10 protein-coding genes and 4 tRNA genes are annotated in these 13,621 nt (G+C 62.4%); 13 read left to right on the top strand and 1 reads right to left on the bottom strand.

The window, feature by feature from the left end:
• Nucleotides 1-188 precede the first annotated feature (188 nt).
• The 13 genes from uvrB to J4D52_RS12755 all read left to right on the top strand — a co-directional run bounded on the left by uvrB (nt 189) and on the right by J4D52_RS12755 (nt 12,023).
• A complete protein-coding gene (gene uvrB / locus J4D52_RS12815) occupies nt 189-2,204 on the top strand; it encodes an excinuclease ABC subunit UvrB (RefSeq protein WP_102676858.1) in 2,016 nt (671 codons plus the stop codon).
• A 301-nt stretch (nt 2,205-2,505) separates the two neighbouring features.
• The gene (gene gltX, locus J4D52_RS12810; RefSeq protein ID WP_025804186.1) at nt 2,506-3,987 is read left to right on the top strand and encodes a glutamate--tRNA ligase; all 1,482 of its coding nucleotides are present in this window, start codon (nt 2,506-2,508) and stop codon (nt 3,985-3,987) included.
• 237 nt (nt 3,988-4,224) lie between these two features.
• Nucleotides 4,225-4,300 (top strand) — tRNA-Ala (locus tag J4D52_RS12805).
• Between the two features lie 79 nt (nt 4,301-4,379).
• Nucleotides 4,380-4,455 (top strand) — tRNA-Glu (locus tag J4D52_RS12800).
• Between the two features lie 53 nt (nt 4,456-4,508).
• A tRNA-Ala gene (locus J4D52_RS12795) sits at nt 4,509-4,584 on the top strand.
• Between the two features lie 80 nt (nt 4,585-4,664).
• Nucleotides 4,665-4,740 (top strand) — tRNA-Glu (locus J4D52_RS12790).
• 182 nt (nt 4,741-4,922) lie between these two features.
• Nucleotides 4,923-5,462, top strand: coding sequence for a TetR/AcrR family transcriptional regulator (locus tag J4D52_RS12785; protein ID WP_025804185.1), 540 nt, complete (start codon nt 4,923-4,925; stop codon nt 5,460-5,462).
• Between the two features lie 29 nt (nt 5,463-5,491).
• Complete coding sequence (locus J4D52_RS12780) at nt 5,492-6,325, top strand: alpha/beta fold hydrolase (RefSeq protein ID WP_025804184.1); 834 nt, start codon at nt 5,492-5,494, stop codon at nt 6,323-6,325.
• A gap of 48 nt (nt 6,326-6,373) precedes the next feature.
• Nucleotides 6,374-6,811, top strand: coding sequence for a thioesterase family protein (locus tag J4D52_RS12775; RefSeq protein WP_007922008.1), 438 nt, complete (start codon nt 6,374-6,376; stop codon nt 6,809-6,811).
• A gap of 120 nt (nt 6,812-6,931) precedes the next feature.
• Nucleotides 6,932-7,891, top strand: coding sequence for a tRNA-dihydrouridine synthase (locus J4D52_RS12770; protein WP_025804183.1), 960 nt, complete (start codon nt 6,932-6,934; stop codon nt 7,889-7,891).
• A gap of 119 nt (nt 7,892-8,010) precedes the next feature.
• Entirely contained in the window at nt 8,011-8,457 is a 447-nt protein-coding gene (locus J4D52_RS12765) for an Hsp20 family protein (RefSeq protein WP_025804182.1), read from the top strand.
• Nucleotides 8,458-8,643: 186 nt separating this feature from the next.
• Entirely contained in the window at nt 8,644-9,342 is a 699-nt protein-coding gene (locus tag J4D52_RS12760; RefSeq protein WP_102676857.1) for a DUF1266 domain-containing protein, read from the top strand.
• Entirely contained in the window at nt 9,339-12,023 is a 2,685-nt protein-coding gene (locus J4D52_RS12755; protein WP_102676856.1) for a DUF805 domain-containing protein, read from the top strand. Before J4D52_RS12760 ends, J4D52_RS12755 begins: the two co-directional genes overlap by 4 nt.
• Here J4D52_RS12755 and J4D52_RS12750 read toward each other — a convergent pair.
• The coding region (locus tag J4D52_RS12750) for a molecular chaperone HscC (protein ID WP_207272129.1) at nt 12,020-13,621 on the bottom strand (1,602 nt) is incomplete at its 5' end. The genes J4D52_RS12755 and J4D52_RS12750 overlap by 4 nt on opposite strands.

The raw sequence follows: 13,621 nt of genomic DNA, 5'->3' as shown, positions 1-13,621 counted from the left end.
TATTTTTCGACCGTTAGTCTTATTGCAACAGCAAAGTCGTAGAGGGGCTTGGGACCTTTACCTTGAAAGCTGTGGAATTTGCCTCCACATCCAGCACAATCCAGTATTTTCCCTGCGACACTCGTCGTTTGCGGTCTTTCTCGTTCCTGTGCGGCGGCGTCGCGCTGGAGTGAACCCAGAGGTACGTTATGTCTGAATTCCAGCTAGTTACCCGCTTCCAGCCCGCCGGCGACCAGCCGGAAGCCATCCGCCTGATGGTCGAGGGTATCGAGGCCGGGTTGGCGCACCAGACACTGCTCGGTGTGACCGGCTCGGGCAAGACCTTCAGCATCGCCAACGTGATCGCCCAGGTACAACGCCCGACCCTGGTGCTGGCGCCGAACAAGACCCTGGCCGCGCAGCTGTACGGCGAGTTCAAGGCATTCTTCCCGAACAACGCGGTGGAGTACTTCGTTTCCTACTACGACTACTACCAGCCGGAAGCCTATGTACCGTCCTCCGACACCTTTATCGAGAAGGACGCCTCGATCAACGACCATATCGAGCAGATGCGCCTGTCGGCGACCAAGGCGCTGCTGGAGCGCAAGGACGCGATCATTGTCACCACGGTGTCCTGCATCTATGGCTTGGGCAGCCCGGAAACCTATCTGAAGATGGTGTTGCACGTCGATCGCGGCGACAAGCTCGACCAGCGCGCCTTGTTGCGTCGCCTGGCCGACTTGCAATACACCCGCAACGACATGGATTTCGCCCGCGCCACCTTCCGGGTGCGCGGCGATGTGATCGATATCTATCCGGCGGAATCCGACCTGGAAGCCATCCGCATCGAGCTGTTCGATGACGAGGTGGAAAGCATCTCCGCCTTCGACCCGCTGACCGGCGAGGTGATCCGCAAGCTGCCGCGTTTCACCTTCTATCCCAAGAGCCACTACGTGACGCCGCGGGAAACCCTGTTGGACGCCATCGAGGGGATCAAGGTCGAGTTGCAGGAGCGTCTGGAATACCTGCGCAGCAACAACAAGCTGGTGGAAGCCCAGCGCCTGGAGCAGCGCACCCGTTTCGACCTGGAGATGATCCTCGAACTGGGCTACTGCAATGGCATCGAAAACTACTCGCGCTACCTGTCCGGGCGTCCTGCCGGGGCGGCGCCTCCAACCCTGTACGACTACCTGCCGGCGGACGCCTTGCTGGTGATCGACGAATCCCACGTCAGCGTGCCGCAGGTCGGCGCCATGTACAAAGGCGACCGTTCGCGCAAGGAGACTCTGGTGGAGTACGGCTTCCGCCTGCCTTCGGCGCTGGACAACCGGCCGATGCGCTTCGACGAATGGGAAGGGGTCAGCCCGCAGACCATTTTCGTCTCCGCCACGCCGGGCAACTATGAGGCCGAACATGCCGGCCGCGTGGTCGAGCAGGTGGTACGCCCGACCGGTCTGGTGGACCCGCAGGTGGAAGTGCGTCCGGCGCTGACCCAGGTCGATGACCTGCTGTCGGAAATCACCAAGCGCGTGGCCGTGGAGGAGCGGGTGCTGGTGACCACCCTGACCAAGCGCATGGCCGAGGACCTGACCGATTACCTCGCCGATCACGGTGTGCGGGTGCGTTATCTGCACTCGGACATCGACACCGTGGAGCGGGTCGAGATCATCCGCGACCTGCGCCTGGGTACCTTCGATGTGCTGGTGGGGATCAACCTGCTGCGCGAAGGCCTGGACATGCCGGAAGTGTCGCTGGTGGCGATTCTCGATGCGGACAAGGAAGGTTTCCTGCGTTCCGAGCGCTCGCTGATCCAGACCATCGGTCGTGCCGCGCGTAACCTCAACGGCCGGGCGATTCTCTACGCCGACCGCATCACCGGCTCCATGGAGCGGGCGATCGGCGAGACCGAGCGCCGTCGCGACAAGCAGATCGCCTTCAACCTGGCCAATGGCATCATCCCCAAAGGCGTGTTCAAGGACGTCGCCGACATCATGGAAGGCGCCACCGTGCCCGGTTCGCGCAGCAAGAAGCGCAAGGGCATGGCCAAGGCCGCCGAGGAAAATGCCCGTTACGAAAACGAACTGCGTTCGCCCAGCGAGATCACCAAGCGCATTCGCCAGCTCGAAGAGAAGATGTACCAGCTGGCCCGCGACCTGGAGTTCGAAGCCGCGGCACAGATGCGCGACGAAATCGGCAAGCTGCGCGAGCGTTTGCTGACGGTCTGATCTGCAACCGCTACAGATTCGTTTCATGCTCCGCGACGCAATCCAGCGAGCGTCGCAAGCCATTAAGACGCTTCTCCGGCCTTGATCCCCGTCGGTAGCGCCTTGGTCAGCAGAATTGCCAGCATGCTGGCGCCCAGTGGTAAATGCCACGGGCGGATAATCGGTGGTTCAGCGGCCCGAGTGACTCGAGTAGCCTCGACCCTGGCTTAAATGCCCCGCTCACTGGAGCGGGGCCGGCATCGCCTGTTACCATTCGCCTCTTGTTTGATCCTTGCTTTTCATATTCTTTCCGAGACATGCCATGACCACCGTCCGCACGCGCATCGCGCCATCGCCTACCGGGGATCCCCACGTAGGTACCGCTTACATCGCCTTGTTCAACTACTGCTTCGCCAAGCAGCATGGCGGTGAGTTCATCCTGCGCATCGAAGACACCGATCAACTGCGTTCGACCCGCGAGTCCGAACAGCAGATTTTCGACGCCTTGCGCTGGTTGGGCATCAACTGGAGCGAAGGCCCGGACGTGGGCGGCCCGCACGGCCCTTACCGGCAGAGCGAGCGTAGCGAGATCTACCAGAAGTACACCCAGCAACTGGTCGACATGGGCCATGCCTTCCCGTGCTTCTGCACCGCCGAAGAGCTGGACCAGATGCGCGCCGAGCAGATGGCCCGTGGCGAGACGCCGCGCTACGACGGCCGCGCGCTGCTGCTGTCCAAGGAAGAGGTCGCCCGTCGCCTGGCCGCTGGCGAACCCCACGTGATCCGCATGAAGGTGCCGAGCGAAGGTGTCTGCGTGGTGCCGGACATGCTGCGTGGCGATGTCGAGATCCCGTGGGATCGCATGGACATGCAGGTGCTGATGAAGACCGATGGCCTGCCAACCTACTTCCTGGCCAACGTGGTCGACGACCACCTGATGGGCATCACCCACGTGTTGCGTGGCGAAGAATGGCTGCCTTCGGCGCCGAAGCTGATTCTGCTCTACGAGTATTTCGGCTGGGAACAGCCGCAGCTGTGCTACATGCCGCTGCTGCGTAACCCGGACAAGAGCAAGCTGTCCAAGCGCAAGAACCCGACCTCGGTGACCTTCTACGAGCGCATGGGCTTCATGCCGGAAGCCATGCTCAACTACCTGGGCCGCATGGGCTGGTCGATGCCGGACGAGCGCGAGAAGTTCTCGCTACAGGAAATGGTCGACAACTTCGACCTGTCGCGTGTTTCCCTGGGCGGGCCGATCTTCGATATCGAGAAGCTGTCGTGGCTCAATGGCCAGTGGCTGCGCGACCTGCCGGTGGAAGAGTTCGCCAGCCGCGTGCAGACTTGGGCGCTGAACCCCGAGTACATGATGAAGATCGCGCCGCACGTGCAGGGCCGGGTGGAAACCTTCAGCCAGATCGCACCGCTGGCTGGGTTCTTCTTCGCCGGTGGCGTGACCCCGGATGCCAAGCTGTTCGAGTCGAAGAAGCTTTCGGGCGACCAGGTACGGCAATTGATGCAACTGATCCTGTGGAAGCTGGAAAGCCTGCGTCAGTGGGAAAAGGACAGCATCACCGCGACCATCCAGGCCGTGGTCGAGTCCTTGGAGCTGAAGCTGCGTGATGCCATGCCGCTGATGTTCGCCGCGATCACCGGTCAGGCCAGCTCGGTCTCGGTGCTCGATGCCATGGAAATCCTGGGGCCGGACCTGACCCGTTTCCGTCTGCGCCAGGCCATCGACCTGCTGGGTGGCGTGTCGAAGAAAGAAAACAAAGAGTGGGAAAAGCTGCTGGGCGCCATCGCCTGATTCAGCACTCTGATTCGCGGGAGCCGGCATGCTGGCTCCCGCGGACCTGCGCAAGAAGTGAAATTGCGGTCGTTGGCGGAGGGCACAACGGTCTGCAAAAGCCCCGGATTTACGGGGGAGGGCGGTAAGTGATTGTTATGCCGGCAAATTTTTTTAAAAAAAGCTGAAAAAAAATTTGACAGCCTTCCGATACGCCCTTAAGATTCGCCCCGTCCTCAGCGATGACATCAACGATGAGGGGCTATAGCTCAGCTGGGAGAGCGCTTGCATGGCATGCAAGAGGTCGACGGTTCGATCCCGTCTAGCTCCACCAATTTACAGTTCAAGGTCTGGCCACAGCGGCCTTGAATCGATCAGTTCTCAGCGCTGATCAGTTGTATAGAAGGGTTTGCGTCCCCTTCGTCTAGTGGCCTAGGACACCGCCCTTTCACGGCGGTAACAGGGGTTCGAGTCCCCTAGGGGACGCCAGTTTTACAGAAGCGATGTTACAAGATGTCGCTCCGCCGCGAGGCGAAAAATCTGGGGCTATAGCTCAGCTGGGAGAGCGCTTGCATGGCATGCAAGAGGTCGACGGTTCGATCCCGTCTAGCTCCACCAATTTTACAGTTCAAGGTCTGGCCACACCGGCCTTGAATCGATCAGCTCTCAGCACTGATCAGTTGTATAGAAGGGTTTGTGTCCCCTTCGTCTAGTGGCCTAGGACACCGCCCTTTCACGGCGGTAACAGGGGTTCGAGTCCCCTAGGGGACGCCACGATTACCCGCTCTGCGGGATTTATAAGGGTCATTCAATTATTGAATGGCCCTTTTGTTTGTCTGGCGTTTGGCCAAGTCTTCCTTTTTCCCCAAACTGTTCTTCTGACCGACGGTCACACTAACGACTTGCGAAAAATTATTATGAGAATAATATTTTGATCGTAATATTCGGAGGCAACGATGAACGATAAAAAAGCTCAAACCCGCGAACGCATTCTCCAGGCCGCCAGCTCCGCGCTGGTGCAGCGTGGCCCGGCCGAGCCGAGCGTGGGTGAAGTGATGGGTGCCGCGGGCCTGACGGTCGGTGGCTTCTACGCGCATTTCGAAAGCAAGGACGCTCTGATGCTGGAGGCGTTCAGTCAATTGCTGGCCCATCGCCGGGGCCTGATTGCCGATATGGATGCGTCGCTGACCGGCGAAGAGCGGCGAGCGCTGGTGGCGGCGTTCTACCTGTCGCGCAAGCACCGCGATTCCACCGAGCAGGCCTGCCCGATTCCCGCATCGGTGGGTGAGATGGGGCGCCTGCCGGACGATTTCCGCAAAGTCCTGAATGAACACATCGAGCTGATGCTGGCTCAGTTGGCGACCACCCCTGAAGACATCGACAAGGCCCTGGCCGACCTGGCCCTGATGGTGGGTGGCTTGTCCCTGGCCCGGGCCCTGGGAGCCGGTGAGCTGTCGGACCGTTTACTGCGCGCTGCCAAGTCGGCGGTGCTATGACCTGAGGCCCTGGCCTGAGGAGAGAGGCGATGAGCACGTTAAGTTGGGTTCGTGGCGTTAACGGCACCTTGGGCTGGGTCGCACCTAAGCTGGTCGCCAGCAAGATGCGACTGGCATTCATGACGCCGCGCGAGCATCTGCCGCGTGACTGGGAGCTGCCGCTGCTGGCGCGTTCGGAGCGCATCACTTTGCGTTTCGGGCTCTCGGCATTGCGTTGGGGCCAGGGGCCGGCGGTGCTGCTGATGCACGGCTGGGAAGGGCGTCCCACGCAGTTCGCCAGCCTGATCGATGCGCTGGTGGGAGCCGGTTACAGCGTTGTGGCGCTGGATGGTCCCGCTCACGGACGTTCTCCCGGCCACGAGGCCAATGTGATGCTGTTTGCCCGGGCCATGCTCGAAGCCGCCGCGGAGTTGCCGCCGCTGCGCGCGGTCATCGGCCATTCCATGGGCGGCGCCAGCGCCATGCTGGCGGTGCAACTGGGCTTGCGTACCGAGACCCTGGTCAGTATCGCCGCCCCGGCGCGGATACTTGGCGTATTGCGCGGCTTCGCCCGTTATGTGCGCCTGCCGCCCAAGGCGCGCTCGGTCTTTATCCGCCAGGTGGAGCAGGATGTTGGCATGCGCGCCGCCGCTATGGATGTCGCGCACTACCAACTGGATATGCCCGGGTTGATCGTGCATGCCGAAGACGACAACTTTGTCCCGGTCAAGGAGTCCGAGCTGATCCACGACGCCTGGTTCGACAGCCGCTTGTTGCGCCTGAAGGAGGGCGGTCATCAGCGCGTATTGGCCGACCCACGTGTGATCGAGGGCGTGCTGACGCTGTTGGCCGGCCGCAGCCTGCAAGCGCGCCAATCCGCCTGAGCAATCCGTTACACTGCCCCGGTCGAATAATCTGACCGGGAGTGGGGCATGGGCTGGGATCTGGCAACGCCATTTATCATCGATCTGCAGGTGGGTGCTGAAGACATCGACGGCTTGGGGCATGCCAACAACGCGGTGTATGTCACCTGGCTCGAACGTTGCGCCTGGCGTCATTCCCAGCGCCTGGGCCTGGACCTGAGCGAGTACCGCCGCCTGGATCGGGCCATGGCGGTGGTGCGCCATGAAATCGACTACCTGGCGGCGGCCTATGAAGGCGACGAACTGCAACTGGCGACCTGGATCGTCGATTGGGACCAGCGCCTGAAGATGTCGCGGCGTTTCCAGCTGGTGCGTCCGAGCGATGGCGCGACCTTGCTGCGGGCCCAGACCACCTTTGTCTGCATCGAGCTGTCCAGCGGCAAGCCCAAGCGCATGCCGGCGGAGTTTCTCGAAGGTTATGGACCGGCGTTGCAAGGCGCGAGCTGAACCTTCGGCGATGGTTTCATCGCCGCCGGTGACCATCCACCCGTTGAAATACCTGCTCCCCAGCGAAACCCAGTAAACTGCTGCACGTTTTTTTACCGTGTTTTACGTTGAGTGTGATTCATGCAAATTGCTTTGGCGCCCATGGAAGGGTTGGTCGATGACATCCTGCGGGATGTGCTGACCCGGGTCGGTGGTATCGACTGGTGCGTGACCGAGTTCATCCGGGTCAACGACCAGTTGCTCACGCCGGCCTATTTCCACAAGTTCGGCCCCGAGTTGTTGAATGGCGCCCGGACTGCCTCCGGCGTGCCGCTGCGGGTGCAACTGCTGGGTTCCGATCCGGTATGCCTGGCGGAAAACGCTGCGCTGGCCTGTGAGCTCGGTTCCGAAGTCATCGACCTGAACTTCGGCTGCCCGGCCAAGACCGTCAACAAGTCCCGTGGCGGCGCGGTACTGCTCAAGGAGCCGGAGCTGCTCAACCAGATCGTCGAGCATGTGCGGCGTGCCGTGCCTGCGCACATTCCGGTGACCGCCAAGATGCGCCTCGGCTTCGACAGTCCGGATGGCTCGCTGGTGTGCGCCACGGCGTTGGCCGAAGGTGGCGCGGAACATATCGTGGTGCATGCGCGGACCAAGGTCGACGGCTACAAGCCGCCGGCGCACTGGGAGTGGATTCCGCGGGTGCAGGACGTGGTCAAGGTGCCGGTGTTCGCCAACGGCGATATCTGGAGCGTCGACGACTGGCGCCGCTGTCGCGAAATCAGCGGCGTGGAAGACATCATGCTCGGTCGTGGCCTGGTGTCGCGTCCGGACCTGGCCCGGCAAATCGCCGCCGCGCGGGCCGGGGAAGAGGTGGTCGAGATGACCTGGGCCGAGCTGATGCCGCTGATCCAGGACTTCTGGCTGCAAGCCAAGGCGCAGATGACCGCTCGCCAATCGCCGGGCCGCCTGAAGCAGTGGCTGGCGATGCTGACCCGCAATTATCCCGAGGCGGTGGAGCTGTTCACCGTCCTGCGCCGCGAAACCGAGCCGGATCAAGTCTCGCGTTTGCTGGGTTTGCCGGTGGCAGAGGCGGCCTGAAAAAATCTGCGAAAAGTCTCTTGAAATGCAATCGGCGGTCCCTATCTAAGGGTTACGCGATGCCGAATTCGGGTCGCGGAGACAAAAAACTTGCTGATTGTTTTCAGGAGATTTGAATCATGAGTACTGCATTTTCCCTCGCGCCACTGTTCCGTTCCTCGGTGGGTTTCGACCGTTTCAACGACCTGTTCGAAACCGCCCTGCGCAATGAGCCAGGCAGCACCTATCCGCCCTACAACGTCGAAAAGCACGGTGACGACCAATACCGCATCGTCGTGGCCGCCGCCGGTTTCCAGGAAGAAGACCTGGAGCTGCAAGTCGAGAAGGGCGTGCTGACCATCAGTGGCGGCAAGCGTGACCCGAACGAAGGCGTCACCTTCCTGCACCAGGGCATCGCCCAGCGTGCCTTCAAGCTGTCCTTCCGCCTGGCCGATCACATCGAGATCAAGGCCGCCGGCCTGAGCAACGGTCTGTTGAGCATCGACCTGTTGCGAGTGATCCCGGAAGAGGCGAAAGCCAAACGCATCCCTATCAATGGGACGCAGAAGCCAGCGCTGCAGCATTGATCCATGCGCCGCCACACAGGCGTTTGATCGAGCACTGAGTCGCTGAAAAAGGCCCCGACAAGTCGGGGCCTTTTTTATGCCCGGAAAAATCATCGTTCGCCTTTGCCGCGTTGTGGCGCTTTCTCTACAATCCGCCGCAGTTTTGCCGACCTCCCATTCCTCACTGGTCGGCCTGGAGCCTTTTTCATGGACGAGATACAACAGCGCTGGCTGTGGAGCCTCTCTGCGCCGATGGTTGCGCTCAACCCTCGCGCCGGATACGACAACCCCGCGTTCTACCCCAGCCCGGAATCCATCGACCTGCAAGGCAGTTGGGGCATCAGTGACCGACGGCAGTTGCTGGGCATGCTGGAAAAGATGACTGACAACGGTCATGCCACCCACCTCGACGACGCGTATCGCGCCTGGCAGCGTTATCTGCCGAGCGAATGGCAGGCCCTGCTCGAGACGCTCGAACCCCGTGAACGCATCCTGCATGAGTTTGCCAGCCGTACCTTTGGTGCCTGTGGCCCAGGCGGGATTCTGGCCTGGGATTACGGGCGCATGGGGTTTCTCTTGCGTTGCGGTGTGCGCAACCAGTGGATCGATCTGGCCGAGAGCCTGTGGCTGCACAGCCGGCTGGCGGTCAGGGCGCAATACCACTACGGCAGCTGGTTCGCCTATTTCAATGGATTCCTGATTGGCCGCTCGTTCTGGGGCTGCCTGGGCAATAGCGATGATGAGCTGGCTTACGAGCTGGATCGACAAGGGGAGAACCCCAACAGCCAGATGATCGCCCGGGGGCTCGCTCAAAACATGCCGGATTGTCTGGCTGACTTGCCTTGGCACCTGGATCTCGACTTGCCGCAGCGTCCGGCGTCGTTAGAGGAGTTCGACTGGTCATGAGTTGCTGGATAAAGCTGGGCATCGACCCTACCACCGATGAAACGCTGATTCGCAATGCCTATCGTGCCCGTCTGCCGGAGCATCACCCGGAGACCGATCCCGAAGGGTTCCAGGCACTGCGCCAGGCCTACGAAAGTGCTCTGCGGCAGATGCGCGACAACGAGCAGGAGCTTGAAGGGGCTCAGGAGAGCGAGCCGGAGCCCGCGCAAGCCGTCCTCGACTTTGATGCGCTGCTGAGTGATCCGGCACGCCGCTTCAATCCGGATGCCTGGCAGGCCTTTATCAAGACACTGGATCAACTGCCGCTCGGCATGCTCGATGACCTGCGCTGGGAGTTGTTCCAGCGGACGGCCAACGCCGGGCCGCTTTCCTACCGTTGCGCTGGCCTGCTGGCCCAGCGCATGGGCTGGGAGCATCAGTTGCTGGAGCTGGGTTTCGATCAGGCCCGTCATGTCGAGGACTACCTGGACCGGATCAAGACCCCGGACCCATTCGATACCGCGCTGATGGGGAGCTGGTCGGAACCGGCGCAGACCGAAAGCCTGTGGTATGCGCGCAGTCTCGATTTCATCTTCGACCGGCGACCGCTCCATGAGTACGAAGGCTTCGCCAGCCAACACACCTGCCTGCCGTTACCGAACGATGCAGTCTTCATCAAGCGCCTGCTGGTGCAATTCACCCAGGCCGGTATCGGTGGTCCGGGGCTGCTGCAGTTGTGCGTCGAGCAGCAGCGCGAAGCGCCGGATGATGTGGACTGGCTGTACCTGTTGGCGTGCCAGAACAGCCTGCTGGGGCTGGACGATCAGGCTTTGCCTTGCTGGGTCCGGCTTTGGCAGGAGCATCGTCATCCCAAGGCCGAGAGCCAATTGCTGGCGTTGTGCGCCAAACGTCAGCCGGACTTTTTACCGTTGCTGATTCAGGCCTTTGATCGTCTGGAGAACTTCAGCGACTGGTCCACCGATCTCGCCCACGTCACCCAGGAATATGGCAGCCCTTCACAACGTCCCGAGACGCTGATCCGCTGGCTCGGCGTTGGCCGGCTCGAGCTGCAGGGGTTGGCGCGGGCCTTTATCGATTGGCGGATGACCGGCGACGAGTTGCCCTTGCTGGCGCAGTTGCTTGGCCAGAACACCGACACCCGGTTGTTGCGCCTGTACCGGCATGCCTGGGCCTTGCACCGTGGCGCAGCAGACCTGTTGCAACAGGTGCTGGACGAGCCGCAGCCGCTGGATGCCCTCGAAGCTCTGGTGCTGAGCGGGTTCAAGGACCAGGCCGGGCAGCACCTGCGCTGGTTGAGCCAGGCGCCGATTCCGTTGGCGATGAAAGCCTTCATCGATGAGGGGGCGGCTTCAGCGCAACTGGCCGATGCGCTGACGACCGGTGAGCCGCACCAGATCTGCCGTTTGTGGCTGCGCCGATTGCGCCCCTACGCTCACGTCGCCCTGGAGCGTATCGCCGAGTCTTTCGAATTGGGCGATACAGATTCCGCTAGCGATGTGTCGGAACTGAACCTGCTGCTTGAACTGAGCCAGCGCGGCGTAGTGCTGCCGCCACCAGGGACGGGAGAGGCGGTCTGGCACTGGTACGCCCATACGCTGTTCCTGATGGCATTGCTGGGGCAGCCGGAACGCTGGTGGCAATTGATCGACCCGCAGTGCCTGGAGCGTCTGGTGCTCAATTCGTCCCATCCGCTCAGCCGACTGCAGCCGCAGCTTGCCCAGTTACAGCGCCAGCGGGGCGACCTGAGCGCTTTGCTCGGCTGGCTGCACTTGGACGACCCGCTGCATGCCTTGCTCGACCGGCAGTTGCTTGGTGTCCAGGAAGCGCTCGACAGTGCGCGGTTGTTGAGCAATGAGCGCCTGTTCGCATGCCTGCGCAGTGACCTGCATGCGTTCGCCGACGATTTGCTCGGGCGCATGCTCTTGAGTGGCGTGCTCTATCACGACCCGGTGATCGATGCGCAGCAGCGTCGATATCTGCTCGACCGGATTACCGAGATCACCAATCCCCAGGACTGGTTCGACGGCTTCCGCCACGGCTTGATCAAGGGCGAGCCGCCACGGCCGCCGCAGCAGACGCTGGCCGAAGACGAAGGGATCGACAGCGAGGCGTTTTACCTGGCCCTCGATGTGCTCAAGGGGCTGGTGCGTTACGGCAGTGCCGGTGTGCCTCGGCAGAAAGTGCTGCTGCGCATGCAGCGGGCCAAGGACAACCCGGAACACGGACGTGGCCTGCGCTTTGCCTTCAGTGCGCTGCTGTCCTGGAGCGAACGTCTGCTGCTGGCCAAGGGCGATAGCCGTCCGACGCCGGCTACGGCTTTCTGGCGGCTGGGCACGCGGCTGGGGCGCGGGGCGTTCATCTGGCAGGTGCTGGGCACTGTGCTGGCCGCCCCGGTGGTTGCGTTACTCAGTGGTGAGTCGACATCCGGGATCGCCGTGCTGTTGCTGGGCATTGTGCTTTTGCTCGGCGCCACTCTGCGCCGGCTGCATGACATCGGCCGCGGCATCCCGACCTTGCTGGTGCTGGGCTGTCTGTCGGCGTTCTTTCCGTTTCTGCCGCTGGTGCTGTTCGCCTTTCCCGGCGACCAGCTGCCAAACCGCTATGGTGTACCGCCGGACAGCGCCGGTGAGGACGCGCTGCCCGGTGGTTTGCAGGCCAGCTTACGGCGGCTCAACGGCTAGAGACGCAGTTGATCCAGCGCCTTGTTCAGCTGGGTTCGATGGCTGGCAATCTCCGCCGGTTGCTGGCCGCCGAGCACGGCGGTGAAGGTGTCCAGCCAGTCGGCGATGCGCTCGCGCTCGTCGCCCAGGCTTTGCATCCACGCCCGTTCCAGACGGGCCAGCAGGGTGCGGTTGGGCAGGGCGTCGCGGGGGTGGATTTTCAGCGCGGTCAGCCGCTCATGGCTGGCCTGCCGGGATTGCGCATCGAGCCCGGTGGGGCTGCGGTCGATGCTGTGGCTATGGCGTTCGCCGCTGGCCAGCAGTGTGACGTCGACTTCGAGCAGGCCGTTGATGTCATAGCTGAAGCGTACGTCCAGGGATTGGATCTGTTCGCTGGGCGTCAGGGGCACGTCGAAGGAATCGATGAAAATATTGTCCCGCACCCAGGGCCGCTCGCCCTGGTATACCGCAATGCGGATAAACGCCTGGTGCGGATGCGTGGTGTAGAACTGCTGCACCCGTGACGTCGGAATCACCGTGTTGCGCTCGATGATCGGCGAAAAGGCCCCGCTGACCTGTTCGCCGCGACTGGTCGAAATCCCCAGGGTGTAGGGGCAGACGTCAGTCAGGATCAATTCTTCGATGGCCCCGTCCCGGGCCTTGCAGGCGGCCTGGGTGGCCGCACCCAGCGCGACAATGGTATCCGGATCGAGGTGGCGGTAAGGCAGGCGTCCGAAGAGTGTGGCGACCATTTGCTGCACCGCCGGCATCCGGGTGGCGCCGCCCACCAGCACCAGGCTGTCGAGGTCGCGGGGCTTGAGGCGGGCATCGCGCAGGGCCTGTTCGATGGGCGCCCGCAAGCGGGCCAGCAGCGGCTCCCAGATCTTCAGCGCCAGCGCTTCGTCCAGCGTCCATGCATATGACCGGTCTTCATGACGCCAGCTCAGTGACTGAGTGCCGTCGGCGAGTTTGCACTTGAGCTGTTCCAGGGCGTCACCCAGGCTGGCCATGCCCTGGGCGTCGATCTGCGCCGGGGTGAGTTGCCAGTCCTTGAGGCAGGCCTGCAGCAAGGCCTCGGTAAAGTCCTCGCCGCCCAGGAAGTTGTCGCCGGTGGAGGCGTGCACTTCAATCAGCGGCAGCGCGTATTCCAGCACCGTGACGTCGAAGGTGCCGCCGCCCAGGTCGAAGATCAGCGTGCGTTCGAACTTCTGTTCATGCAGCCCGTAGGCCATGGCGGCCGCGGTGGGCTCGTTGATCAGCCGCGACACTGTCAGGCCTGCCAGTTCGGCGGCGAATAGCGTGCGCTTGCGTTGTTCGTCGCTGAAGTAGGCGGGCACCGAAATCACCGCTTCCTGCACCGGATGGCCGAGAAAGGCTTCGGCATCCTGTTTGAGCGAGCCGATCACCAGCGCCGAGAGTTCTTCTGGGCTGAACGACCGGCCGCCCAGTTCGAGGCGCTTGTCGCTGCCCATGAAGCGCTTGAAGGCGGCGACCGTGCGTTCCGGGTGGGTTGTCAGGCGGGCCCGCGCGGCTTTGCCCACCAGGATGCTGTCGTCTTCATCGAGGCTGACCACCGACGGGGTGAGGACATCGCCGAGGGCGTTGGGGATCAACTGGGC

Origin of the sequence: Pseudomonas sp. GW460-12-10-14-TSB1 (assembly GCF_017349775.1) — a bacterium.
Classification (GTDB): Bacteria; Pseudomonadota; Gammaproteobacteria; order Pseudomonadales; family Pseudomonadaceae; genus Aquipseudomonas; species Aquipseudomonas piscium.
This window is presented reverse-complemented; position numbering and strand designations above follow the sequence as displayed.